General features: G+C 74.4%; 18 protein-coding genes and 1 tRNA gene. 11 read left to right on the top strand and 8 right to left on the bottom strand.

Features of this window, described 5'->3' with window-relative positions; translation table 11 throughout:
- The first annotated feature begins 13 nt into the window (after window positions 1-13).
- Window positions 14-2,158 (top strand): phosphodiester glycosidase family protein, encoded by a 2,145-nt coding sequence (locus ACYVGT_RS11425; protein WP_460856962.1) that lies wholly within the window; start codon window positions 14-16, stop codon window positions 2,156-2,158.
- Window positions 2,159-2,380: 222 nt separating this feature from the next.
- On the opposite strand, the gene ACYVGT_RS11420 is transcribed toward ACYVGT_RS11425, so the two are convergent.
- The gene (locus ACYVGT_RS11420) at window positions 2,381-3,889 is read right to left on the bottom strand and encodes a hypothetical protein (RefSeq protein WP_460856960.1); all 1,509 of its coding nucleotides are present in this window, start codon (window positions 3,887-3,889) and stop codon (window positions 2,381-2,383) included.
- A 366-nt stretch (window positions 3,890-4,255) separates the two neighbouring features.
- Between ACYVGT_RS11420 and ACYVGT_RS11415 the strand changes: the two genes are divergently transcribed.
- Both ACYVGT_RS11415 and hemC read left to right on the top strand, forming a co-directional pair.
- Window positions 4,256-5,203, top strand: a complete 948-nt coding sequence (locus ACYVGT_RS11415) for an SDR family oxidoreductase (protein WP_460856957.1) — start codon at window positions 4,256-4,258, stop codon at window positions 5,201-5,203.
- A gap of 213 nt (window positions 5,204-5,416) precedes the next feature.
- The gene (gene hemC, locus ACYVGT_RS11410) at window positions 5,417-6,328 is read left to right on the top strand and encodes a hydroxymethylbilane synthase (RefSeq protein WP_460856955.1); all 912 of its coding nucleotides are present in this window, start codon (window positions 5,417-5,419) and stop codon (window positions 6,326-6,328) included.
- Window positions 6,329-6,596: 268 nt separating this feature from the next.
- On the opposite strand, the gene ACYVGT_RS11405 is transcribed toward hemC, so the two are convergent.
- A complete protein-coding gene (locus tag ACYVGT_RS11405; RefSeq protein WP_460856953.1) occupies window positions 6,597-7,661 on the bottom strand; it encodes a GlxA family transcriptional regulator in 1,065 nt (354 codons plus the stop codon).
- Between the two features lie 113 nt (window positions 7,662-7,774).
- Here ACYVGT_RS11405 and ACYVGT_RS11400 point away from each other — a divergent pair, with 113 nt between their 5' ends.
- Both ACYVGT_RS11400 and ACYVGT_RS11395 read left to right on the top strand, forming a co-directional pair.
- Window positions 7,775-8,716 (top strand): NAD(P)H-dependent oxidoreductase, encoded by a 942-nt coding sequence (locus tag ACYVGT_RS11400; RefSeq protein ID WP_460856951.1) that lies wholly within the window; start codon window positions 7,775-7,777, stop codon window positions 8,714-8,716.
- Window positions 8,717-8,896: 180 nt separating this feature from the next.
- Window positions 8,897-10,045, top strand: a complete 1,149-nt coding sequence (locus ACYVGT_RS11395) for an epoxide hydrolase family protein (protein ID WP_460856948.1) — start codon at window positions 8,897-8,899, stop codon at window positions 10,043-10,045.
- Between the two features lie 31 nt (window positions 10,046-10,076).
- On the opposite strand, the gene ACYVGT_RS11390 is transcribed toward ACYVGT_RS11395, so the two are convergent.
- From ACYVGT_RS11390 to ACYVGT_RS11365, 6 genes are all read right to left on the bottom strand, one after another.
- Window positions 10,077-10,508 (bottom strand): RNA-binding S4 domain-containing protein, encoded by a 432-nt coding sequence (locus ACYVGT_RS11390; RefSeq protein ID WP_460856946.1) that lies wholly within the window; start codon window positions 10,506-10,508, stop codon window positions 10,077-10,079.
- 100 nt (window positions 10,509-10,608) lie between these two features.
- Window positions 10,609-10,911 (bottom strand): putative quinol monooxygenase, encoded by a 303-nt coding sequence (locus ACYVGT_RS11385; protein ID WP_460856944.1) that lies wholly within the window; start codon window positions 10,909-10,911, stop codon window positions 10,609-10,611.
- Between the two features lie 127 nt (window positions 10,912-11,038).
- On the bottom strand, window positions 11,039-11,815 hold the full coding sequence (locus ACYVGT_RS11380) for an rRNA methyltransferase (RefSeq protein WP_460856942.1): 777 nt from the start codon (window positions 11,813-11,815) through the stop codon (window positions 11,039-11,041).
- Window positions 11,816-11,911: 96 nt separating this feature from the next.
- Window positions 11,912-11,986: transfer RNA gene (locus ACYVGT_RS11375), tRNA-Asp, on the bottom strand.
- Window positions 11,987-12,062: 76 nt separating this feature from the next.
- Window positions 12,063-13,706, bottom strand: coding sequence for an ABC-F family ATP-binding cassette domain-containing protein (locus ACYVGT_RS11370; protein ID WP_460856939.1), 1,644 nt, complete (start codon window positions 13,704-13,706; stop codon window positions 12,063-12,065).
- Window positions 13,707-13,782: 76 nt separating this feature from the next.
- Window positions 13,783-14,991 (bottom strand): MFS transporter, encoded by a 1,209-nt coding sequence (locus ACYVGT_RS11365; RefSeq protein ID WP_460856937.1) that lies wholly within the window; start codon window positions 14,989-14,991, stop codon window positions 13,783-13,785.
- A 218-nt stretch (window positions 14,992-15,209) separates the two neighbouring features.
- Between ACYVGT_RS11365 and ACYVGT_RS11360 the strand changes: the two genes are divergently transcribed.
- The 6 genes from ACYVGT_RS11360 to ACYVGT_RS11335 all read left to right on the top strand — a co-directional run bounded on the left by ACYVGT_RS11360 (window position 15,210) and on the right by ACYVGT_RS11335 (window position 23,601).
- Window positions 15,210-18,902 (top strand): nitrate reductase subunit alpha, encoded by a 3,693-nt coding sequence (locus ACYVGT_RS11360; RefSeq protein ID WP_460856935.1) that lies wholly within the window; start codon window positions 15,210-15,212, stop codon window positions 18,900-18,902.
- Window positions 18,902-20,653 carry a nitrate reductase subunit beta gene (gene narH / locus ACYVGT_RS11355; RefSeq protein ID WP_460856933.1) on the top strand — a complete coding sequence of 584 codons (1,752 nt, stop codon included), beginning with the start codon at window positions 18,902-18,904 and terminating at the stop codon, window positions 20,651-20,653. The genes ACYVGT_RS11360 and narH overlap by 1 nt, the downstream gene beginning before the upstream one ends.
- Complete coding sequence (gene narJ / locus ACYVGT_RS11350; RefSeq protein ID WP_460856930.1) at window positions 20,650-21,468, top strand: nitrate reductase molybdenum cofactor assembly chaperone; 819 nt, start codon at window positions 20,650-20,652, stop codon at window positions 21,466-21,468. Before narH ends, narJ begins: the two co-directional genes overlap by 4 nt.
- Complete coding sequence (gene narI / locus ACYVGT_RS11345; protein WP_460856929.1) at window positions 21,465-22,202, top strand: respiratory nitrate reductase subunit gamma; 738 nt, start codon at window positions 21,465-21,467, stop codon at window positions 22,200-22,202. The genes narJ and narI overlap by 4 nt, the downstream gene beginning before the upstream one ends.
- A 137-nt stretch (window positions 22,203-22,339) precedes the next feature.
- On the top strand, window positions 22,340-23,293 hold the full coding sequence (locus ACYVGT_RS11340; protein WP_460856925.1) for a DUF5996 family protein: 954 nt from the start codon (window positions 22,340-22,342) through the stop codon (window positions 23,291-23,293).
- Complete coding sequence (locus tag ACYVGT_RS11335; protein WP_460856923.1) at window positions 23,281-23,601, top strand: GNAT family N-acetyltransferase; 321 nt, start codon at window positions 23,281-23,283, stop codon at window positions 23,599-23,601. Before ACYVGT_RS11340 ends, ACYVGT_RS11335 begins: the two co-directional genes overlap by 13 nt.
- The last annotated feature ends 247 nt before the right edge of the window (window positions 23,602-23,848 follow it).

Below are 23,848 nucleotides of genomic sequence, written 5' to 3'. Positions count from 1 at the left end.
CGGAGGCCCCGCTGTGCGCCTGCTCCCTCCCCCGTCCAAGCGCCTGACCGCCGTGGCCTCGGCCACCGCCGCTGCCCTCCTCCTCGCCCTCGCCTCCCCCGGCGCGGCCAGCGCAGCCGGCCGCGCCGTCCCCGTCGCCCCCGGAGCCGGCCTGGCCCGCCCCGAAGGCACCGGCGATCCGATGATCAACCTGCTCAGCGTGTCCAGCGCCGAAGGCGCAGCATTCACCTACGCCGACTCCGGGGCGGTCTCCGAGCCCGCGGCGGTCTCCGACCTCGCCGAGCAGACCGACCCCGGGGCGGGCCGGACCGTCGCTGCCGCCGCCAACGGCGGCTACTTCGACCTGGGCGGCACCGAGGCGCCGCTCGGCGCGGCCGTGCGCAACGGCGACCCGCTCGTCTCCCCTTCCGAGGGGTACGAGCACGCCGTCGTCATCGGCGCAGACGGGCGCGGCACCGTCGAGCAGACCGCGCTTGAGGGCACCGCGGAGCTGCCCGGGGCCGCCGTCGAGCTCGACGCGCTCAACGCGCCGTTGGTGCCCGACGGCGGCCTGGGCGTCTACACCGGCGACTGGGGCGAAGCCCCGCGCAGCGGTGCAGTGGAGGGCGCCGGCCGGGTCGCCGAGGCCGTCATCGAGGACGGCCGGGTGAGCGCGGTGTCGGACCGGGCCGGCGGCGCAGTCGAGGACGGCAGCCGGGTGCTGCTCGGCTCGGGCGCCGCGGCCGAGCAGCTGGCGGCCCTGGAGAAGGGCGACCCGGTCGGCATCGACTACCGGATCACCGCAGGCGGCGCCGAACCGCACACCGTGCTCGGCGGCCGCGAGGTGCTGCTCCGCGACGGCGAACCGGTCGGCGCCCCCGACGAGGCCCGCCATCCGCGCACCGCCATCGGCTTCTCCGCGGACGGAACGCAGACGTTCGCGGCCACCTCGGACGGCCGTGTACCCGGGCTGCGCGGGGCGACGCTGGGCGAGATGGCCGAGGCGCTGCGCGCCGCCGGCGCCCATGACGCGATCGAGCTCGACGGCGGCGGGTCCTCGACGCTGCTCGCGCGCAATCCGGGCGGGCTCGAACCGCTCCGCCGCAATCGGACTGGTGGTGAGGAGCGGGCCGTGCCCAACGCCCTGGTGATGACCGTTCCCGAGGGGGACGGGGCGCCGGCCGGGGTGTGGGTGCGGCCCGGGCTCGCCGACACCGCCACCGCGGGCGACCCGCACCGGGTCTTCACCGGCATGCGCCGCGGCCTCGCCGCCACCGTCTACGACCGCGCGTACGGGCCGGCCGAGAACGCCGGGACGCCGGAGCTGGCTGCAGAGCGCGGCACCGTCGACGGCACCGTCTTCACCGCCGGACCCGCCGGGCAGGACACCGTCACCGGGACGGCCGGCGGCGTCCGCGGGGAGCTTGCGGTCGAGGTACTCGCCGCTCCGGAGTCGATAGCCGCCACCCCGGGCGGGATCGCTTTCGCCGACGCCGGCGCCGGCCCCGTGGAGCTCACCGTCTCCGGTGCAGCGCCGGACGGCGGTCAGGTGCCGATCGACCCCGCCGACGTCGAGGTCGCGGCCGACCCCGGGCTGGCCGCGATCGAGCGGACCGGCGACGCGTTCACCGTGGCGCCCGCGGGGGCCGGCGGTGCCGGGACCATCACGGTGCGGGCCGGCGGGGCGGAGACGGCGGTTCCGGTCTCGGTCGGCGGGGACACCGCCGTGCTCGCCGACTTCGCGGACGCGGCCGAATGGACGGCGAACGGCGTGCGCGCCGAGGCGGGTATCCGCGCGGTGCCCGGCCGCACGGGCACGGCGGCCGCCCTCTCTTACGACTTCACCCAGTCGGGCCGGACACGCTCGGCCGAGGCCCGGCCGCCGCATCCGATTGAGGTGGACGGCCGGGCGGCCGCCTTCGGTGTGGCGATCCGCGGCGACGGCGGCGGCGCGCAGGCGGTCCTCGGCGTCGTCGACGCGGAAGGGCAGAGCCACTCGCTGTACGGCCCCTCGGTCGAACCGGGCGGCTGGACCGACGCCGTCTTCGACGTCCCCGCCGGAATCGCCCAGCCCCTCACCGTGGAGCGCGTCTACCTCGTCGAAACCGACCCCGCCCGCTCCTACACCGGCGACGTCGCGTTCGACGACCTGACCGCCGAGATCGCTCCGGAGCCTTAGGGCGGTGCCGCGGCGGCTACCGCGCGGGGCGGGGAGCCGCAGTCGGTCCGCTGGCCTTCGGCAGCCCCGGCGGCCGCGGCGGTTCCGGCGGGATGGGCAGGGGCACGCCGAGTGGGCGGTGCGGGACGGGGCGCGGGCGCCTGCCAGCGGGCAGCGGCGGTATCCGCTGGGCCGGGCCTTCGGAGTGCGGTGGTGGACCGAGGGCCGTCTCCCCCCGACCCGTCAGGCCGGAGGGTCGGCCGTGGGGTCGCCGCTGGGGCCGGGATCGCCGGTCGGGTCCGGGTCGCCGGTGGGATCGGGGTCGCCGGTCGGGTCGGGGCCGCCGGTGGGGTCCGGGTCGCCCGTCGGCGTCTCGGTGGGGGTCGGGGAGGGTGTGGGCGACGGCTCCGGGGTGGGGGTCGGCTCGGGAGCGGGCTCTTCGGATGCCTCCACCCGGAGGAGGGCCTGCGCCGACGGGTCCGCCTGCGGGCTGCGCGGGGCCGGGCCGGACGGGTCGGCTGCAGCGGAGGATGCCGGGGCAGGGGCGGACCTGGGCGGGGGCTCCCCGGAACCGGCCCATACGGCCGCGGCGGCGAGTGCGGCCAGCGATGCGCCCGCGACCCCCAGCAGCGCCCGGCGCCGCCGCTGGGCACCGGCCGGTGCGGCCGCCTGCTGAGCGGCCGGTCCCGCAGCTGCCGCGCCATCGGCGTCGGGCGGGGGCACGGGCTCTCCCCGCCGGCGATCGCCGGCGGCCCGGTCGGGCCCGGTCTCTCCCCCGACCGCGCCCATCGCTGCGGTGGCCTGGCCGGCGCGGCCCCACGCGGCGGTGTCCGCGCCGGCGCTCGGCATCGCCCCGGCCGGCGCCCCGGCACCGGGCTCGGATGCCGAGCCGGCAGCGGCGGCGGACCCCCGGCCCGCGACGACACGCCGTGCTGCCCCGCCGTGCTGCGGGATGACCGGTGGCGGGGGTGCGGTCGGCGGCGTATCCGTGTCGCGTACCTCGACATAGGGGTCCGCGGCCAGCGCGGGGAGGGCGGCCGTGGGCAGCGGTGCGGGGACGAGCCGCGTCGTGGGATCGGCGGCGGCTGCGGCGCCCCGCTCCAGCAGCTCGGCGATCCCGGTCCGGGGTTCGGCGCCCAGGAGCGCTGCCAGGACGGCGGAGGAAGCGGGGACCCGCGCCGGGTCGGCCGAGCGGCAGGCGTCGACCAGTGGTCGGAACCGGTCGAGGCGCGCGGAGCCCTCGTCGGTGGAGCCGTCCCGGGCGCCGCCGGCGGCGAAGGCGACCGTGGTCCCCCAGGCGCGCAGGTCAGCGGCCTGCGCCTCGGCGAGCGGAACGCCGAGGAGGTCGGTGCGCGCCGGCGCGCCGGTGATGAGCGGGCTGCCCGGCCCCAGCAGGATCCGGCCGGAGCCGAACCGCCCGTGGGCGCGCCCGTCCGCATGCAGGGACGCGAGGGCGGTCGCGGCAGCGACGGCAACCCGGTCGAGCTCGGTGCCCAGGAGCGGGCCGCCGTCCCGGACCGCGGAGTCCAGGTCGGGCCCGGGGATGTATTCCACAGCGGTGAAGCCGCCGGGCAGGCCGGTGGCGAGGACGGCCGGCGTGCAGTGCGCGGGCGGCGGAGGCGGCCCCGGAACGAGGACCGCGCGGGAACCGTCGGGAGCGGTACCCGCCAGCGCCCGGCCGGCACCGAGCCGGCCGGCGACGCGGTAGGCGCCGACGGAGTCGGGGCCGTCCGGTCCGATCGGGCCTGCCATCGCGTCCTCCGCTCCGCCGTGGTCCGCAGCTTCTCCGGCGCGGTCGGCGCTGCGCCCGCCGGGCCTTACCCATGGGACGCGCGTCTCCGGCCCCGGCCATGTGGCTGGGGCGGCAGTGTTGCCTGGCTGCCACGCCACCGGCAGCTGTCCCCCGGGACATACGCCGAACCCCGTCCCGGAGGCCTCCCCGCGGCCGCCGGGGAACCCCCAGGCCAGCGCCGGTCAGGCGGCCGGTGCCCAGTCCGCAGCAGCGCTCTCTCCGCTACCGCCGCTGCAGAGCGGGCGCGGCCTCAATCGGTCACGTCCGGGTGGCGGAATGATGGGCGCAGGCCTACCTGACAGAACATGGCAGGAGTGCGGGCGAGGATGGCGGCAGTCGACGGGGAGGAGGCGCCGATGGGGGCGCTGGACGGAAAGGTTGCCCTGGTCGCCGGGGCGACCCGGGGAGCAGGGCGGGCGATCGCCGTGGAGCTCGGGCGCGCCGGAGCAGCGGTGTATGCCACCGGCAGGACCACGCGCACGCAGGTCTCGGAATCGGGTCGCCCGGAGACGATCGAAGGCACGCAGGAGCGGATCGAGGAAGCGGGTGGTATGGGCATAGCGGTCCAGGTCGACCACCTGGATCCGGCGCAGGTCGAAGCGCTCGTGCAGCGCATCGGCGCCGAGCAGGGCCGGCTGGATATCCTGGTCAACGACATCTGGGGCGGCGACGTCTACCTGGAGGCCTTCGGGCAGCGCATCTGGGAGCACGACCTGCAGAGCGGACTGCGGATGCTGCGGCTCGGCATCGACACGCACGCGATCACCTCGCACTATGCGCTGCCGCTGCTGAACCGGCGGCCCGGCGGGCTCGTCGTGGAGATGACCGATGGAACCGACGCCTACAACGCCGCCTACCGCGCCGACGTCGGCCTCTTCTACGACCTGGTGAAGTCCGCCGTGCAGCGGATGGCGCGGGCCCAGGCGCACGAGTTGCGCGACCTGGGCGGGGCGGCCGTGGCGGTCACCCCCGGTTGGCTCCGATCGGAGGCCATGCTGGAGCACTACGGAGTGACCGAGGAGAACTGGCGCGACGCCTTCGACCAGGTCCCGCACTTCTGCATCTCGGAGTCACCGGTGCTGGTCGGCCGCGGCGTCGCCGCCCTGGCAGCCGACTCCCAGCGCGCACGCTGGAGCGGCCAGACCCTCTCCAGCGGCCACCTCGCCAAGGTCTACGGCCTCACTGACGCCGACGGCAGCCGCCCCGATGCCTGGCGCTACATCACCGAGGTCGAACAGCCCGGGCGCGCTGCCGACGCGACGGGCTATCGCTGAGGACGCCCGCGGGGGCCGAGCCGATGCCCGCGGGCACGCCGCCGCAGCGGCAACGCCGGCCGGCCTCCGCGGAGGGCCGGGAAGCCGGGCGCGGAGGCCGGCCCCGGCTGCCGGGCGGCGCGTGGGCGGAGCGCGGTCATCCGTGCCTCCGGCAGCGGGCCGGGTTTCGGTGAACCGCCGGCTCCCGGTGGTCCCGCGGTCTACGTTGGCCGCATGACGTCATTGCGCCTCGGGGCACGGCCGTCCGAACTCGCGCAGGCCCAGGTGCGCCTGGTGGCCGAGCGGCTGGGGGTGCCGAGCGAGGCCGTCGCGGTCACCACCGACGGCGACGTCCACCGCGGGCGGCTCGACGAGATCGGCGGCAAGGGCGTGTTCGTCGCGAAGGTCGACGCAGCGCTGGCCGAGGGCAGCGTCGACGCCGCCGTGCACTCGCTCAAAGACGTCCCCGGCGACCAGCCGCCTCCGCCGGGGACCGTGGTCGCCGCCTACCTGCCGCGCGCCGACCCGCGGGACGCTGTGCTGTTCGCGCCGTCCGGCGGTCCGGCGCTGGCCTCGCTGCCGCCGGGATCGGTGGTCGGAACCGGTTCGGTGCGGCGCGCCGCCCAGGTGCTCAGCGCCCGGCCGGATCTGCGAGTCGAGCACCTGCGCGGCAACGTGGACACCCGGATCGCCGCCCTGCGCGACCCGCAGCGCGGCCTCGACGCGATCGTGCTCTCCCTCGCCGGCCTCTCCCGGCTCGGCCTTGCCGCACAGGCCGGCGAAGTCCTGTCCACGGACACCGTGTGCCCACCGGTGGGTGCGGGCATCGTCGCGGTGCGCTGCCGCGCCGGAGACGCCGCGAGCGTCGCGGCGGTCGCCGCCGCCGACGACCCGGTGGCCAGGGTGGCCGCAACGGCGGAGCGGGCCCTCCTGCGCGGCCTCGCCGGCACCTGCGGATCGCCCATCGCCGGCCACGCCCGGCTCATCGGCCCGGACCGGATCCACCTCCGCGCGGTGGTCTACGACCCGTCCGGCACCCGCGCCCTTGCCACCGCCGCCGAAGCGCCCGCCGCCGACGCGGCGGCACTGGGCGCGACGGCGGCGCGGGACCTCCTCGATGGCGGAGCACGCGACCTCATCGGGTGAAGCGCCTCACGCCGCGGAATATGCGGAGGGAGGCCGGGGGAGCGGCACCGAGGGGGTGTCGCCAGGCGTTCACGCCCCTTACCCGCGCCTGGCCTGCCGGCCGCCGGCCCTGCAACCCCCTCTACTCGCAGCAGTCACACCAGCACCACCCGGCCCGGCCCCCTTGCACCCGCGATCAGCCGCCGCCCGGCTGCCGAGGCGCGGGGCCTCCGGCCTTTCCCGCCCCTGCAGGAACAGCAGCCCTGCCACCAGTGGGCGCTCGACCGCCTCATGCCGCGGCGGCCGGGGAGGCTGTGCCGCGGAAAGTGCGGCGGTAGGCCGAGGGGGTGACGCCGAGGGCGGCGTGCAGGTGCGTCCGGAGCGAAGTGGCGGTTCCCAGGCCCGCGCGGACGGCGACGCTGTCGACGGGGAGATCGGTGGTTTCGAGGAGTTCGCGGGCGCGGTCGAGGCGGCGGTCGAGGATCCAGCGGGCGGGGGAGACTCCGGCCTCCTCGCGGAAGCGGCGGGTGAACGAGCGGACGCTGAGGCCCGCCTGCTCTGCCAGCAGCGCCAGCGGCAGCGGGCCGTCCAGGCGGGCGAGCGCCCACTCCCGGGCCCGCCCGGTCGCCGATCCGGCCGGGCCGGAGGTGCGCGGAACCGGGGTGCGCACGAACTGGGCCTGGCCGCCGTCGCGGTGCGGCGCGACCACCGTCGACCGCGCCACCGCGTTCGCCACGGCCAGCCCGTGGTCGGAGCGCACCATGTGCAGGCACAGGTCGATGCCCGAGGCGACACCCGCCGCCGTCAGCACCCCGCGGTCGTCGGTGTAGAGCACGCCGCAGTCCACCTGAACCGACGGGTACAGCGCCGTGAGAGCCTCCGCCGACCTCCAGTGCGTCGTCGCCCGGCGCCCATCCAGCAGGCCCGCCGCTGCGAGAACGAACGCTCCGGAGCAGATCGACGCGATGCGCGCGCCCGGGCGGATCCGGCGGATCGCGTCCGCGAGCGGGCCGGCCAGCGGCCCGCCGGAGGGCTCGTAGTCCGCGTCGGATGCGGGGATCACCACGGTGTCCGCCTCGGCGAGCACGTCGAGGCCCCGGGTGACGTTGATCGTGAAGTCGGTATCGGTGCGCACCTCGCCGGGGTTCGGCGTGCAGGTCACCACGGAGTACAGCGGCGCACCGCCGTCCTCCGCCCGCGCCGTGCCGAAGATGCGGTGCACGATGCCCGCCTCGATCGGCAGGAGCCCGTCGCGGACCAGCAGCGCGACGAGGTGCCGCCTGTCCGCGCGCGAGGGTGCCGGAGCGGCGGCGCCCTGCGCCGGTGCCGGGGAGGAGGACGTGTCGATCACCATCCCCCCATCGTCGTCGCCTGCCCCGTGCTCCGCCAGAGAGTTGGCCGGATTCTTGTGGCCGATGTCCTTCAGGCCACTCGTTCCGCGTCCGCCCCGGCCGGAGACTCGAGGACATGGACACCACGATCAGCGCGGCTCCGCATCCCGACCGCGCCATGGCGGCACCCGACCCCGGCGACCGCGGCGCAGGCCCCGTGGGCGGCGACGGATCGGACGCCGGCGGCAGCGGCGGCACGGGCAGCGGCACGCAGCGCGTCCTCTGGCTCTTCGCCCACCCGGAGGCCCGGTCCCTGAACGGCAGCCTGCGCGACGCGGGCGCCGCGGCCCTGCGCGCAGCGGGGCACAGCGTCCGCGAGTCCGACCTGTACGCGATGGAGTGGGACCCGGTGGTCCGGCCCGGAGCCAACGGTCACGATCCCGCGGAGCGGTTCATCGTCGGCGACGCCGCCGAGCACGCCTTCACCGGCGGCACACTCGACCCCGAAGTCCGCGCCGAGCAGGAGAAGCTCGCCTGGGCCGACACGGTCGTCGTCCAGTTCCCGCTCTGGTGGTACGGCATGCCGGCGATCCTCAAGGGCTGGTTCGACCGCGTCTTCACCAAGGGGTTCGCCTACGGTGTCGCCGACCCCGCGACCGGCCGCCCGGTCCGCTACGGCGAGGGGCCGCTGGCGGGCAAGCGGGCGCTGCCGGTGGTGACCGTCGGCGCACGGCCGAAGTCGGTCGGGCCCCGCGGCGTCAGCGGCCCGCTCGACGAAGTGCTGTACCCGCTCACCCACGGCAGTTTCTGGTACGCGGGCATGTCCGTCCTCCCGACCTTCACCGTCTACGGCGCGGACCGCGCCACACCCGCCGATGCCGCCCGCGAGGCCGCCGCCCTGTCCGCCCGCCTCCTCGCCGCCCGCACCGAACCCCCGATCCCGTTCCGCCGGCAGAACGGCGGCGACTACGACGACGACCTGGTCCTCCGCCCCCACGTCGCCCCCGGGCAGACCGGCCTCTCCGCGCACATCGACGAATCCGCCCGGGCGCAGCGCTCTGCGCAGCAGGTGGGCTGATGGACGGCAGGACCCGAGAGGACGGGTTCCGCCGTCTGCCGGCCGGCCGCGGGGGGGCCTTCGCGGCCGGCCGGACCACTGCCCGCGCACCGGCCCCCGGGCCGCCGCGTCCCGTCCTGCTTCTCGGGACACGGGCCAATGCGGACAGCAAGTGTCCGGGTCGGTGCCTAGGTTGCCGTCATGGACAGCGACATCACGCAGACGCAGACCTCCGTCGGCCAAGGGGAGCTGGACGACCTCAACCGGCGGATCGACGCCTTCCGCTGGCCGGTCGAGCTGGCCGGGGCGGGGTGGGAGTACGGCGTGGAGCAGGGGTATCTGCGCCGGTTGGCGGCGTACTGGCGGGACGGGTTCGACTGGCGCGAGCAGGAGCGGCGGCTCAACGCCGTGCCGCAGTACACCACCGTGATCGACGGGCATCCGGTGCACTTCCTGCACGCGCGCTCGGCCGATCCGGAGGCTGTGCCGCTCATCCTCACCCACGGGTGGCCCAGCACGGTGGCCGACTTCCTGGACGTGGTCGGGCCGCTCACCGACCCGGCGGGGCACGGTGCCCGCGGAGCGCCCGCCTTCCACGTGGTGGCGCCGTCGATCCCCGGCTTCCCGTTCTCCGGGCCGCCGCGGGACCGGGGGTGGGATTCGCCGCGGGTGGCGCGGACCTGGGCCGAGCTCATGTCCCGGCTCGGCTACGAGCGCTACCTGGCCCAGGGCGGGGACGCCGGAGCGATCATCTCGCCCGAGCTGGCCCGCGCGTTCCCGGACCGGGTGCTCGGGGTGCACGTGAACGCGCTGGTCGGCGCGATGCCGGACTGGGAGAGCGAGAACCCGCTGGAGGGGCTGACCGAGGAGCAGGCCGCCCGGGTGTACGCGCAGGGAGCGGAGTGGGAGCAGCGATCGGGGTACGCGGTCGTCAACTCGACCCGGCCGCACACCGTCGGCTACGCGCTCAACGACTCGCCGGTGGGCCTGCTGGCCTGGAACATGGAGTGGTTCGTCGACTACGACCCCGGCCGCGGCGTGCAGACATCCGTCTCCGACGACGCGCTGCTCACCAACGTCACCGCGTTCTGGCTGACCGGCACCGCCCCGTCGGCGGCCCGGCTCTACAAGGAGTCCGGCGACGAGTTCTTCGGCGGCCCGGTCTCCGGCGTGCCGACGGCGGTGGCCGTCTTTCCCGGCGACGGAGCGCTGCGCCCGTTCGCGGAGCGGTCCAACCGGGTCGTCCGCTGGACCGAGTTCGACCGCGGCGGGCACTTCGCCGCGCTGCAGGCCCCGGACCTGCTCGTCGGGGACATCCGCGCGTTCGCCGCGGAGCTCGCCGGGGCCTGAGGCCCCGGCGAGCCCGCGGAGCAGGCCCGGTTCAGCCGAGCCCTTCGTTGCGGAGGCGCTCCATCAGGCGGCGGTCGCGCTTGGTGGGGCGCCCGGCGCCGCGGTCGCGGCGGGGGACGGCGCCGAACGCCTGCGGCGGCGCCGCAGGGTCGGGGGCAGGCGTCTTGTCGACATAGCAGCGCTGCGCGATCGGCGCGCCCACCCGCTTCTCGAGGACGTGGGCGACCTCGACGATGCGGGTGGTGCCGTGCAGCCGCACCCGCACCTCGTCGCCCGGCGCGACCGCCGTCGCCGGCTTCGCGGGCTTGTCCGCAACCCGGATATGGCCGCCCTTGCACGCCTGCGCCGCATCAGCCCGGGTCTTCACCAGGCGGACCGCCCACAGCCACTTGTCGACCCGCGTGCTCGGCGGCCCGGGCGGCAGCGGCGGCTGCGGTGCGGGGGTGCTGCTGTCGTCGGCCACGGGGCTCCTCTCACTGGTGCCTGCCTGCAGCGTAGACGCCGGCGGGGGCCGGTTCCGAGCCGGCCGCGGCCGACCGGGCCCCGGGCTCCGGAACCGCCGACTACGGGAACGGCGGCCCGGATTCGGCGATGGCGAACCGCACCACGTGGTCCTCCTCGATCGGGATGTCGACCTCGGGAACGGGCGCGACCGCGCGCCACTCCTCCAGCGCTTCGACCGAGTCCCAGTGTTCGAGGAGGTTCACCCGCCGCGCGTCGAGCGGGTCGGCGGAGACGGCCAGTCCCCTGCAGCCCGCGAACCCCCGCGCCGCCGCGACCAGGGGGAGGTGCGCCGCGACGAAGCGCTCGCGCTCCTCGGCGGCGACGAACACCGGACCAGCGATGACGATCTCTGTGCTTCCCAACGAGTGCTCCTGTCTCTCGGCCCGTCCAGCGGCGGCGACCGCGGAATCAGCGGCGCCGCCGCAGTACCGACCCCGCCGCGGAGCCGGATTCATCGCCGAGCGGAGCGGCCGGCCCCGGGAACCGGCCTCAGCGCAGGTCGCCGGCTCGGACGAGTACGGCGGCGCGCTGGCCGACGCGGAGGCGCTCCACGGCGCGGACGCCGGACGGCAGCGCCACCTTGCGCGCGCGGGCGGACACCGCGATCACGGCATGGTCGGGCAGGACCGGTGCGAGCGCGCTGATCAGCGCGGCCGGCAGCTCTTCCGGCCCGGTGCCCGGCACGGCGCCCCGCCACGCGCTCAGGCCGCCGTAGGGGACGTCGGTGATGACGGCGTCCACTTCGATCGGTGCGGGCCCTGCAGCCCACTCCCACACCTGCGGCGGCTCCGGCAGGAACGCGTCGGCGGTGCGGACCGCCCACGGCAGGGGGCCGCCGCGTTCGGCGAGGCCGGCGGCGAGGCGGCCCGCGGCGTCCGCGCGCTCGGCGAGCGGTGAGCGGCCCGTCTCGGCCGCGGCGGCGCGCAGCTCCGCCTCCCGCTGCGCCAGTCCGCCGGACGAGAGGAGCGCCAGGTTGCGCTCGGCGATACCGGCCGCGTCCGGGTCGGCATCCGAGGCTGCGACGGTGGAGAGCCGGCTGCGGTGGAGCAGCCCGAGTACGGCGGCGAGGTGCCCCGTTCCGCAGCACGGGTCCCACAGCGCGGCGCCCTTGGCGCGCACCGGCTCCGGCAGGTGCGCCAGGACCCGGAGCAGGAGCTCCTCGGCGAGCCGGGCGGGGAAGCCCGGCCGGCCCGGCGCGGACCGCAGCACGGTGCCGGAGGCGAGGTCGGAGTAGTCGGGGCGCTCGGTCGCGAAGCGGTAGGCCACGGGCGGCTCCCGGACTCGGCGCGGACGGGGGTGAGTGGTCGTACGGCCCCGGAAACGACTTCGGCCCGGAACCGGGGGGGTTCCGGGCCGGCAATGCGGTCCTGACGGGATTTGAACCCGCGGCCTCCACCTTGACAGGGTGGCGAGCACTCCTAACTGCTCCACAGGACCTCGTGGGCTGCCTGACCACTCTACCGCCCCCGGGAGGGTGGTCTGTCCCGCCCGGGGGCGCGCGGCCGTTCCGGCGTCAGGGCCGCACGCGGCGGACCCGCGACTCGTCCCACACCGCCGAGTCCGATGCGTAGACGCCGCCGTCCTCGCCGAAGACGAGGAAGCGGTCGAAGGAGCGGGCGAACCACCGGTCGTGGGTGACGGCCAGTACCGTCCCTTCGAAGCCCTCCAGCGCCGCCTCCAGCGCCTCGGACGATTCCACGTCGAGGTTGTCGGTGGGCTCGTCCAGCAGCAGCATCGTCGCGCCCGAGGTCTCCAGCAGCAGGACCTGGAAGCGCGCCTGCTGCCCGCCGGACAGGGCGTCGAAGCGGGTGTCCTTGCGGTGCACCAGCTCGTACCGCTGCAGCGCGGGCGCCGCCAGGTCGAGCGGCATCGCGTGGTCGGACTCCAGGATCTCGGCGAGCGTGCGCCCCGCCCATTCCGGATGCTCATGGGTCTGCGCGAAGTGGCCGGGCACGACGCGCGCCCCGAGCCGCGCCGTACCGGTGTGCGCCACCGACCCCTGGTCGGCGAGCAGCCGCAGGAAGTGCGACTTGCCGGACCCGTTCGAGCCGAGCACGCCGATCCGCTCGCCGAAGAACACCTCGGCGTCGAACGGCTTCATCAGGCCGCTCAGTTCCAGGGCGGTGCAGGTGAGCGCCCGAACACCGGTGCGCCCGCCGCGCAGCCGCATCCGGATGTCCTGGGCGCGCGGCGGCTCCGGCGGCGGACCGGCCTCCTCGAACCGGCGCAGCCGGGTGAGCGCGGCGCGGTACCGGCTGGCCATGTCGTCGTTGTTGGCCGCCTTCTGGCGCAGCGCGCGGACCACGTCGGAGAGCTGGCTGTGCTTCTCGTCCCAGCGCCGCCGCAGCTCCGCGAAGCGCGCGTGCCGGTCCTCGCGGGCCCGGTGGTAGCTCTCGAACCCGCCGCCGTGCACCCACGCCGAGGCGCCGAGCCCCTTGGCGCCCTCCAGCGTGATGATGTGCGTCGCGGTGGCGGCGAGCAGCTCCCGGTCGTGGCTGATGAACAGCACGGTCTTCGGCGTCGCCTGCAGCCGCTCCTCCAGCCAGCGCTTGCCGGGCACATCGAGGTAGTTGTCCGGCTCGTCCAGCAGCAGCACCTCGTCGGGGCCGCGGAGCAGGGCCTCCAGCACGAGCCGCTTCTGCTCGCCGCCGGAGAGCGTCGACAGCTCGCGGTGGTGCGCGCGGGCGTAGGGCACGCCGAGCGCCTCGGTGGTGCAGACGTCCCAGAGGACCTCGGCGTCGTAGCCTCCGGCGTCGCCCCAGTCGGCGATCGCCTGGGCGTAGCGGAGCTGCACGGCTTCGGTGTCCTCGGCCATCATCGCCAGCTCGGCGCCGTCCAGTTCGGCGCCTGCGGCCGCGAGCCCGGGCGGGGACACCGACAGCAGCAGGTCCCGCACCGACGCGTCGGGAGGCAGCGCCCCCGCGGACTGCGACCCGATGAACTGGCGCATCACGCCGATGCGGCCGCTGCGGGTGAGGGCCCCCTCGTCCGGTGCGGCGTCCCCCGCGATGATCCGCAGCAGAGTGGTCTTCCCGCTGCCGTTCGCGCCGACGAGGACGGCCTTCATGCCCTCCCCGACGCGGAACGACACGTCGTCGAGCAGCGGGATGCCGTCCGGGAGGCGCAGCCCCACCCCGGACACGTCGATATGGCCCATGGGCCCCATGCTGCCGCCGCGGCGGCGCCCGGGTCCAATGGTTATGCAGCGGCGGGTCCCAGGCCCCGCCGCGGCCTCAGCGGCCGGCGGCCTTGAACGCCCGCGCCGTGTAGAGCGCCACGGCCAGGGACACCGCCGCAAGCAGCACGAACCCGATCGTGTAGGCGCCCGTCGCCTGGTAGACCGCGCCCATCACCAGCGGCGGGAAGTACCCGCCCAGCCCGCCGGCGGCGCCGACCAGGCCGGTGACGGTGCCCACCCGCGACGGCTCCACCAACTTGGCGACCAGCGCGAACACGCCTCCGGTGCCCAGCCCCAGGGTGAAGGCGATCAGTACGAAACTGGCCCCGGCCGGGAACTCCGCCGGCGGGTGCAGCGCCAGTACCACGGCGAACAGGGCGGTGCCGAAGAACGACACCAGGCAGATCTTCACCGGGCCGATCCGGTCGGAGAGGGTCCCGCCGATCGGCCGGGCGATGACCGCGACGAGCGCGAAGCCCGCCGTGCGCAGTCCGGCATCGGTCTGCGCGTAGGCGTAGGCCGTGGTGAGCAGCGTCGGCAGGTAGGTGGAGAAGGCGACGAAGCCGCCGAATGCGACCGCGTACAGCAGCGACATCTGCCAGGTGGCCGGGATCTTCAGCGCCTCGCGCATGCGCGGCAGCGCCGGCTGCGTGCTCGGCACCCACGCCGGCGCGTTGCGGCTGAAGAACCACATCACCGCACCCATCGCCACCAGGGCCGCACACATCGCCAGGTGCGTCGCGAAAAGGCCGAAAGACTCCGCGATCCGGGGCGTCAGGAAAGCAGAAAGGGCCGTTCCGCCCATTCCCATTCCGAAGACGCCGGTGGCGAAACCGCGGCGCGCCGGAGGATGCCAAGCATTGACGAAAGGAATACCAACGGCAAACGAAGTGCCCGCGATCCCGAGGAAAAAGCCCCACAGCAGCAGGGCGCCGAACGATCCGCCTGAAATGCCGACCAGGAAGGTTGGGATGATGCTGATGAAGCAGATCACGGTGAACATGGCCCGGCCGCCGTAGCGGTCGGTGAGCACGCCTACGGGGATGCGCCCCAGTGATCCGACAAGGACCGGAAAAGCGACCAGCAGCGACGTTTGGGAGGGCGAAAGTCCCAGTTGCCCGCTGTAGGTCTTGGAGAGCGGGCCGATCAGGTTCCACGCCCAGAAGGTCAGCGCGAAGGCCGCTGTGGCCAGCGCGAGGTTGGCGCCCGCACCCGGCGCTGTCTGCGCCGCTGGGCGGGTCCCGCTTGGGTTTGCGGTGTTCATCGGTCATCTCCTCGGCCGTTATTCGGCGGCACTGCCGCGGCACTCACCCGGGTGCAATCCGATTTCGCTCAAGGCTAGTCGGAAGAACTGCGATGGGGAGGTGTGTCGCATCGCATAGCGTGTCGCCTTGGAATTGGCCCATGCGGGAGACAATGATTCGTTCCGTGGCGGATGCGCGCGTCCTTCCGCCGTCGATGTGGCAAAGGCGAGTGATAATCATGGCCGAAGATTCCCCTGCGGCTGCCGGAGGAGCCGGTGCCGCACTCCTGAAACTCGGTACCTATCTGACGCGCACCCCCGCGACGCCCGATCTGCGCGCGGAGTTCAAGCAGGGCGGCCGCGAGGGCGACGTCTTCTACCGCGACCGGTGGAGCCACGACAAGGTCGTCCGCTCCACCCACGGCGTGAACTGCACCGGCTCCTGCTCGTGGCAGGTCTACGTCAAGGACGGCATCATCACCTGGGAGACCCAGGCCACCGACTACCCGTCCGTGGGCCCGGACCGGCCCGAGTACGAGCCGCGCGGCTGCCCGCGCGGCGCCGCCTTCTCCTGGTACACCTACTCGCCGACGCGGGTCCGCTACCCCTACGGCCGCGGCGTGCTCATCGAGATGTACCGGGAGGCCCGCGAGCGGCTGGGCGACCCGGTCGCCGCCTGGGCGGAGATCACCACCGACCCGGAGAAGCGCCGCCGCTACCAGTCGGCCCGCGGCAAGGGCGGGCTGGTCCGCATCACCTGGGACGAGGCGCTGGAGATCGCGGCTGCGGCGCACGTGCACACCATCGCCGCCTACGGTCCCGACCGCATCGCCGGATTCTCGCCGATCCCCGCGATGTCGCAGGTGTCGCACGGTGTCGGCGCCCGCTTCATCAACCTGCTCGGCGGCTCCATGCTGTCGTTCTACGACTGGTACGCCGACCTGCCGGTCGCCTCGCCGCAGGTGTTCGGCGACCAGACCGACGTGCCCGAGTCCGGGGACTGGTGGGACGCCGCCTACCTCGTGCTGTGGGGCTCCAACGTCCCGGTCACCCGCACGCCGGACGCGCACTGGATGGCGGAGGCCCGCTACCGGGGCCAGAAGGTCGTCGTGGTCGCCCCCGACTACAACGACGCCACCAAGTTCGCCGACGAGTGGGTGGCGCCGCATCCCGGCACCGACGCCGCGCTCGCCATGGCGATGGGCCACGTCGTCCTGAAGGAGCACTTCGTCGACGGCACGCCCACGCCCGCCTTCGACGACTACGTCCGCCGCTACACCGACCTCCCGTTCCTGGTGCGGCTGGACGAGGGCGACGGTGCCGCGGTGCCGGGCAAGTTCCTCACCGCCGCCGATACCGCCGAGTTCGCCGGCGAGGAGCACGCCGCGTGGAAGCCGCTCTTCGTCGACGAGGCTTCCGGCGCCGCCGCGGTGCCCAACGGCACGCTCGGGCACCGCTGGGGCGAGGCGGGCGCCGGCAAGTGGAACCTCGACCTGGGCGGCCGCATGCCGCAGCTCACCTTCCACGGGCCCGGCGCGCAGACGGCCGAGGTCGCCCTGCCCCGGTTCGACGGCGACGGCGGCACCGCGGGCGTGCTGCGCCGCGGAGTCCCGGTGCGCCGTATCGGCGGGCACACCGTCACCACGGTCTTCGACCTGATCCTGGCGCACTACGGCGTCGAGCGGCCGGGGCTGCCCGGCACCTGGCCGGCCGGCTACGACGACGCCTCCCAGCCCTACACGCCGGCCTGGCAAGAGGAGCTCACCTCGGTGCCCGCCGCGACGGCGGTCCGGCTGGCCCGCGAGTTCGCCGCGACCGCGCGGGACAGCGGCGGCCGCGCCATGATCATCCTCGGTGCCGGCACCAACCAGTGGTTCCACGGCGACACCATGTACCGGGCGTTCTTCACGCTGCTGCTGCTCACCGGATGCCAGGGCGTGAACGGCGGCGGCTGGGCGCACTACGTCGGCCAGGAGAAGTGCCGCACCAACACCGGGTGGGCGGCCTTCGCCTCCGCGATGGACTGGAGCCGCCCGCCGCGCTTCATGGCCGGTACCGCCTACTGGTACGTGCACACCGGCCAGTGGCGCTTCGACACCTACCGCGCCGACGCGCTCACCTCGCCGCTCGGGCCCGGAAAGGTGGCCGGCCGGCACACCGCCGACCTGGTCGCCGACTCGGCGCGGATGGGCTGGATGCCGTCCTATCCGACGTTCAACCGCAACCCGCTGCGCATCGTCCGCCAAGCCGAGGAGGCCGGCCGGGAGCCGGCCGACTACATCGCCGACGAGCTGCACGCGGGCCGGCTCAGATTCGCCACCGAGGACCCCGACGCGCCGGAGAACTGGCCGCGCGTGCTCACCGTGTGGCGGTCCAACCTGCTCGGCTCGTCGGCCAAGGGCAACGAGTACTTCTCCCGCTACCTGCTCGGCACCGACTCCGCCGTGCAGGGCGAGGAGGCCGGGCCCGGGCACCGGCCCGATGAGGTCGTCTGGCACGAGGACGCCCCCAAGGGGAAGCTCGACCTCCTGCTCTCCCTCGACTTCCGGATGACCAGCACCACGCTGATGTCCGACATCGTGCTGCCCGCCGCCACCTGGTACGAGAAGTACGACCTCTCGACCACCGACATGCACCCGTTCGTGCACGCCTTCACCCCCGCCATCGACCCGCCCTGGCAGGCGCGCAGCGACTTCGACGCGTTCCACGCCCTGGCCCGCGCGTTCAGCAGCATGGCAGCGGTGCGGCTCGGCCGGGCCAAGGACGTGGTGGCGGCGCCGCACGGCCACGACACCCCCGGTGAACTGGCGCAGGAGCGCGGCGTGCCGCACGACTGGAAGGCGGCCGGCGAGCGGCCGGTCCCCGGGAAGTCGATGCCGAACCTGGTGGTGGTGGAGCGCGACTACGGCGCGCTGGCCGACCGGATGGCCGCGGTCGGGCCGCTGGCCGAAGGCGCCGGCCTGCCGGTGAAGGGCGTCTCCTTCACCCCCGACGTGGAGATGGACTGGCTGCGCGAGCGCAACGGCACGGTGAGCGGCGGGGCCGGCCACGGCCGGCCCGCCATCGACACCGACGTCAAAGCCTGCGAGATGATCCTCGCCCTGTCCGGCACCAGCAACGGCCGCCTCGCCGCGCAGGGCTTCACCCGGCTCGCCGAGCGCACCGGCACCGACTTCAGCGAACTCATCGAGCAGAGCCGCGAGCGCCGGGTCGTCTTCAGCGACACCCGCGACCGGCCCACGCTGGTCGGCGCGAGCCCTGAGTGGTCCGGCAAGGAGGCGCCGGACCGCCGCTACTCGCCGTTCACCATCAACGTCGAGAACTCCAAGCCCTGGCACACCCTGACCGGCCGGATGCACTTCTACCTCGACCACGACTGGATGGCGGAGTTCGGCGAGCAGCTGCCGGTGTACCGGCCCCCGCTGGACATGCACCGGCTGTTCGGCGAACCGCGGTTCGGGCCGCGCGGCGAGCGGGAGATCACCGTCCGCTACCTGACGCCGCACTCCAAGTGGTCGATCCACTCCGAGTACCAGGACAACCTGCTCATGCTGACGCTCTCCCGCGGCGGGCCCGCCCTGTGGATGAGCCCCTCGGACGCGGAGGCGATCGGCGCCGCCGACAACGACTGGGTGGAGGCGGTCAACCGCAACGGCGCCATCGCGGCCCGCCTGGTCGTCTCGCACCGCATGCCCGCCGGGACCGTGTACATCTACCACGCCCAGGAGCGGGTGGTGGACATGCCGAAGACCGAGACCACCGGCAAGCGCGGCGGCATCCACAACTCGCTGACCCGGCTGCTGGTGAAGCCCACCCACCTCATCGGCGGCTACGCCCAGTTCAGCTACGCCTTCAACTACATCGGGCCGACCGGCAACCAGCGCGACGAGGTCACGGTCGTCCGCAAGCGCACCAGTGAGGTGGAGTACTGATGGCCCCGGCACCGGGACGGGTCATGGCGCAGGTCGCCATGGTCATGAACCTCGACAAGTGCATCGGCTGCCACACCTGCTCGGTCACCTGCAAGCAGGCCTGGACCAACCGCAGCGGCGTCGAATACGCCTGGTTCAACAACGTGGAGACCCGACCCGGGCAGGGGTACCCCCGCCGGTGGGAGGATCAGGAGCGGTGGCGCGGCGGCTGGGAGCGCACCCGGAACGGCCGGCTGAAGCTGCGGGCCGGCGGCCGGCTGAAGAAGCTCGCCACCCTCTTCGCCAACCCGGTGATGCCCGCCATCCAGGACTACTACGAGCCCTGGACCTACGACTACGAGCACCTCATCACCGCTCCGCTGGGCGACGACATCCCGGTCGCCCGGCCGCGCTCGCTGCTCACCGGCGAGCCGATGAAGGTGTCCTGGAGCGCGAACTGGGACGACGACCTCGCCGGCGGGCCCGAGCTGGCGTCGCAGGACCCGGTCGTGCAGGCCGTCGGCGACAAGGTGCGGCTCGAGTTCGAGCAGACCTTCATGTTCTACCTGCCACGGATCTGCGAGCACTGCCTCAACCCGTCCTGCGTGGCGAGCTGCCCCAGCGGCGCCATGTACAAGCGCAGCGAGGACGGCATCGTCCTGGTCGACCAGGACCGCTGCCGCGGCTGGCGGATGTGCGTCACCGGCTGCCCGTACAAGAAGGTCTACTTCAACCACAAGACCGGCAAGGCCGAGAAGTGCACGTTCTGCTATCCCCGGGTGGAGGTGGGGATGCCCACCGTCTGCTCGGAGACGTGCGTGGGCCGGCTCCGCTACCTCGGCGTCATCCTCTACGACGCCGACCGGGTGGGCGCCGCGGCGGCCGTCGAGGACGAGCACGACCTCTACGAGGCGCAGCTCGACCTGTTCCTCGACCCCGACGACCCGGACGTGCAGGAGGCGGCCCGCCGCGACGGCATCCCCGAGCGCTGGCTGGAGGCGGCCCGCCGCTCGCCGGTCTACGCGCTCGCCAAGACCCACCGGGTCGCGCTGCCGCTGCACCCGGAGTACCGCACCATGCCGATGGTCTGGTATGTGCCGCCGCTCTCGCCGGTGGTGGAGGCCGTCTCCGGCTCCGGGCACGACGGCGAGGACGCCGGCAACCTGTTCGGCGCCATCGACACGCTCCGCATCCCGCTGGAGTACCTGGCCGAGCTGTTCACCGCGGGCGACATCGGGCCGGTCGCCGCATCCCTGCGCCGGCTCGCCGCGATGCGCGCGCACATGCGCAGCGTCAACCTCGGGCAGGAGCCCGACCCGGCGATCGCGGCCTCGATCGGTACCGACGCCGAGGGCATCGACCGCATGTACCGGCTGCTCGCCATCGCCAAGTACGACGAGCGCTACGTCATCCCCACCGCTTTCGGCGTGGACGACGCCGACCGCGGCGTGATCGACGAGATCGGCTGCAGCCTCGACTTCGAGGGCGGCCCCGGGATGGGCGGCATGGGCGCCGCGCACGGGCGCACCTCCGGCCCGCCGCTCGGTGAGGCGTCCGGCCGCCCCGACCCGGCCGGCGTGGAGACCTTCCACGCCCTGAAGACGCGCCAGACCAGCGACGGGCGCGCCGACCCGGACGACCTCCGCGGCCGGGTCAACCTGCTCAACTGGGACGGCAACGGGCGCCCCGAAGGGCTCTTCCCGGGTGAGCGCAGCGGCGAGCGCGGATCGGGGGGGCTCGGCTCCGGCGGGCCCGGGGAGGGGGAGCGATGAGGTTCGACCGGAAGCGCGCGGTCAGCCCCTCCGACGCCGCGGTCGTGCACCGCGCGGCGGCCCTCCTGCTCGACTATCCCGGCCCGGCCTTCTACGAGCGGCTGCCTGCGGTGCGCGCCGCGGTGCTGGAGCTGCCGTCGGGCGCCCCCCGCACGCTGCTCGACGCGTTCTGCGCGTTCGCGGCGGAGACCCCCGAGCTGGAGTTGGCCGAGCACTACGTCATGACGTTCGACCTGCGCCGCCGCAGGGCGCTGCACATGACCTACTACACCGACGGCGACACGCGCCGCCGCGGGCACGCCCTGGCCCGGATCAAGGAGATCTACACCGGCTGCGGCTGGCGGCCCGGGCCGGAGGAGCTGCCCGACCACCTCTGCGTGCTGCTGGAGTTCGCCGCGCGCGGCGACGCCGAGTGGGGGCGCCGCCTCCTGGTCCGCTTCCTGCCCGGCCTGGAGCTGCTGCGGGCCGCGCTGCGCGACTGCCGGTCCCCCTACGCGGACGTGGTGGACGCGGTCGCGGCGACGCTGCCGCCGCCGGCCCGCGCCCAGCGGGAGGAGGCGCACCGCCTCGCCGAGCAGGGGCCGCCGGCCGAGGACGTCGGTATGGAGCCCTACGCGGCTCCGGGCGCCGCGCGCGGCAGCGTCGACCTCGGCATGCCCGCGATGGGCGCACCGCCCTCGGCCGGCGCCGGCCGGACCGCGCCGGAGCAGCGGGCGGCGCCGGAGCGGATGGCGGCACTCGGCGGACCGGTGCGCCGCGGGGGTCCCCGCGCCGGCGGTGCCGGCGGAGCGAACGGACCGGAGGGGAGCCGATGACGGCCGGCGCCATGATGCTCTGGGGCGTGCTGCCCTACGTCGTGCTCGTGCTCTTCGCGGGCGGCCTGGTGTGGCGCTACCGCTACGACCAGTTCGGCTGGACGACGCGCTCCTCGGAGCTGTACGAGCGCCGGCTGCTGCGCATCGCCAGCCCGCTCTTCCACTTCGGTCTGCTCGCCGTCATCGCCGGCCACGTCATCGGCCTGGTGATCCCGGAGAGCTGGACCTCCGCGGTCGGCATCACCAACGCTGCCTACCACCTCACCGCCCTCTCCCTGGGCATCGTGGCGGGCGTGTGCACGCTGGCCGGTGTGGCCCTGCTGATCTACCGCCGGCGCACGGCCGGACCGGTCTTCAGCGCCACCACCCTCAACGACAAGTTCATGTACGTCGTGCTGGTCCTCGCCATCCTCGCCGGGCTGGCGACCACCCTCTTCTCCACCCTCGGCGAGTTCACCGGCTACCACGAGCCCGACTACCGGACCACCGTCTCGGTCTGGTGGCGGAGCATCTGGGTGCTCCAGCCCGACGTCGGGGCGATGGCCGCGGCCGGGCTCTCCTTCCAGGTGCACGCCCTGGTCGGGATGGCGCTGTTCGCGATCTTCCCCTTCACCCGGCTCGTGCACGCCTTCAGTGCGCCCTGGTTCTACCTGTTCCGCCCCTACATCGTGTACCGCTCGCGCGACGACCGCGCGAGCCGGGCCACCAGGACCGCCCCGCGGGGGTGGTCCTAGGGCGTGTCGGGTGGATGGCGTTTGTCGCGAGCGGCAGGACAGCGGCCCACCCGACGCGCTGACGCGGCCGGCCGCGCGCGTGCGCAGCCGGAAGAAGGCGGATACGTCAGATCCGAGAGCAGCAAGGAGGGGGCGGCATGCAGCTCTTCCCGTCGATCCCGCTGGAGGAGTGGGAGCGGACCAAGGAGACCCTGCACCGGTTTGAGCAGGTCGTGGGCAAGATCCGGCTCGCGTCCAGCCCGCGGCGCAACCACTGGTGGCACGTGCCGTTCCGGCTGACCGGCACCGGCATCACCACGCGCCCGATGGGCATCGTGGACGGCAACACGCTGTTCACCATCGACTTCGACTTCGTGCGCCACCTCCTCGTCGCGCGCACCATCGAGGGGAGGGAGGCGTCGTTCCCGCTCGCCGGGCACAGCGTCGCCTCGTTCTACCGGGAGGTGCTCAGCACCCTGGACGGGCTGGGCGTGCACGCCGAGATCGCCCACCCCTACCCGTACGACCTGCCGGACTCCGGCCGGCCGTTCAGCGAGGACACCGAGCACGCCATCTACCACCCGGCTTGGGCGACCCGGTACTGGCAGGTGCTCGCGCAGGTCAGCGAGGTGCTGGAGGAGTTCGCTGCGGGCTACTCCGGCAAGACCAGCCCGGTGCACCACTTCTGGCACACCTTCGACATCGCCGTCACCCGCTTCGGGGAGCGCAAGGTGGAGCAGCCGCGCGACGCGGGACCGCTGGTCCGCGAGGCCTACTCCGAAGAGGCCGTGAGCTTCGGGTTCTGGTTCGGCGACGACAACGTCCGCGAGCCCTGCTTCTACTCCTACACCGCGCCGGAGCCCGACGGCATCGCGGAGACGCGGCTGCCGGAGGGCGCCGAGTGGTCGCCCAGCGGGCACGGACACCTGGCCCTGCTGCGGTACGGTGCCGCGCGGGAGGCCCCGGACCCGCGCGCCGCGGTGCTGGAGTTCTATGAGGCCGCCTACGAGGCCGGAGCCGCGCTGCTCAGTTGGGACGCGGCGGCGATGGCCTGCCCGGACGGCGTCACCGACCCTTACGACAAGCTCAGGAGCAACTGGTGGCAGAAGTGAGCCTGGAGGTGGACGACGTCCCGTCGCGCCACCGCTTCGAGGCGCGCGACACGGGGGCCGACCAGGTCGCCGGGTTCGCCGAGTACATGCTGGCGGGGAACATGGTCGTCTTCACCCACACCGAAGTCGACTCGGCCTACGAGGGCAAGGGCGTCGGCAGCGCCCTGGTGCGCGCATCGCTGGACAGCGTCCGCGCGCGCGGCATGCTCGTGCTCCCGCTGTGCCCCTTCTACAAGGGGTGGATCCAGCGGCACGCCGACTACCAGGACCTCGTCTACCAGCAGAAGCCCAGCAGCGTGTCGGACTGAGCCGAGCGGCCCGGGCGCACGCCGCCCCCGGTACGGGACCCCTGTGCCGGGGGCTTCGGCGTGCCCTCTTCCGGTATCCGGCAGGGGCCGGGGGCGCTGCGGCGCCGTGGCCGAGGTGCGCGGCCGGGGGCGATCGGGGGTGCGGAGGGCACACCCCCGCATAACGGAACGATCTTCATCGGGCAACGGCTGCTCCGCTGCCGGTTGCTGGGCAGGGGCGGGGGTAGTGACGCCTTCCGGGCCCCCA

It is taken from the genome of Nocardiopsis coralliicola, assembly GCF_054779695.1.
This window is presented reverse-complemented; position numbering and strand designations above follow the sequence as displayed.

Excerpts from the sequence above, each read along its gene's own strand:
- ACYVGT_RS11420 (WP_460856960.1), bottom strand. The coding sequence starts at position 3,889 with ATGGCAGGCCCGATCGGACCGGACGGCCCCGACTCCGTCGGCGCCTAC.
- ACYVGT_RS11415 (WP_460856957.1), top strand. The coding sequence starts at position 4,256 with ATGGCGGCAGTCGACGGGGAGGAGGCGCCGATGGGGGCGCTGGACGGA.
- hemC (WP_460856955.1), top strand. The coding sequence starts at position 5,417 with ATGACGTCATTGCGCCTCGGGGCACGGCCGTCCGAACTCGCGCAGGCC.
- ACYVGT_RS11405 (WP_460856953.1), bottom strand. The coding sequence starts at position 7,661 with ATGGTGATCGACACGTCCTCCTCCCCGGCACCGGCGCAGGGCGCCGCC.
- ACYVGT_RS11400 (WP_460856951.1), top strand. The coding sequence starts at position 7,775 with ATGGACACCACGATCAGCGCGGCTCCGCATCCCGACCGCGCCATGGCG.
- ACYVGT_RS11395 (WP_460856948.1), top strand. The coding sequence starts at position 8,897 with ATGGACAGCGACATCACGCAGACGCAGACCTCCGTCGGCCAAGGGGAG.
- ACYVGT_RS11370 (WP_460856939.1), bottom strand. The coding sequence starts at position 13,706 with ATGGGCCATATCGACGTGTCCGGGGTGGGGCTGCGCCTCCCGGACGGC.
- ACYVGT_RS11365 (WP_460856937.1), bottom strand. The coding sequence starts at position 14,991 with ATGAACACCGCAAACCCAAGCGGGACCCGCCCAGCGGCGCAGACAGCG.
- ACYVGT_RS11360 (WP_460856935.1), top strand. The coding sequence starts at position 15,210 with ATGGCCGAAGATTCCCCTGCGGCTGCCGGAGGAGCCGGTGCCGCACTC.
- narH (WP_460856933.1), top strand. The coding sequence starts at position 18,902 with ATGGCCCCGGCACCGGGACGGGTCATGGCGCAGGTCGCCATGGTCATG.
- narJ (WP_460856930.1), top strand. The coding sequence starts at position 20,650 with ATGAGGTTCGACCGGAAGCGCGCGGTCAGCCCCTCCGACGCCGCGGTC.
- narI (WP_460856929.1), top strand. The coding sequence starts at position 21,465 with ATGACGGCCGGCGCCATGATGCTCTGGGGCGTGCTGCCCTACGTCGTG.
- ACYVGT_RS11340 (WP_460856925.1), top strand. The coding sequence starts at position 22,340 with ATGCAGCTCTTCCCGTCGATCCCGCTGGAGGAGTGGGAGCGGACCAAG.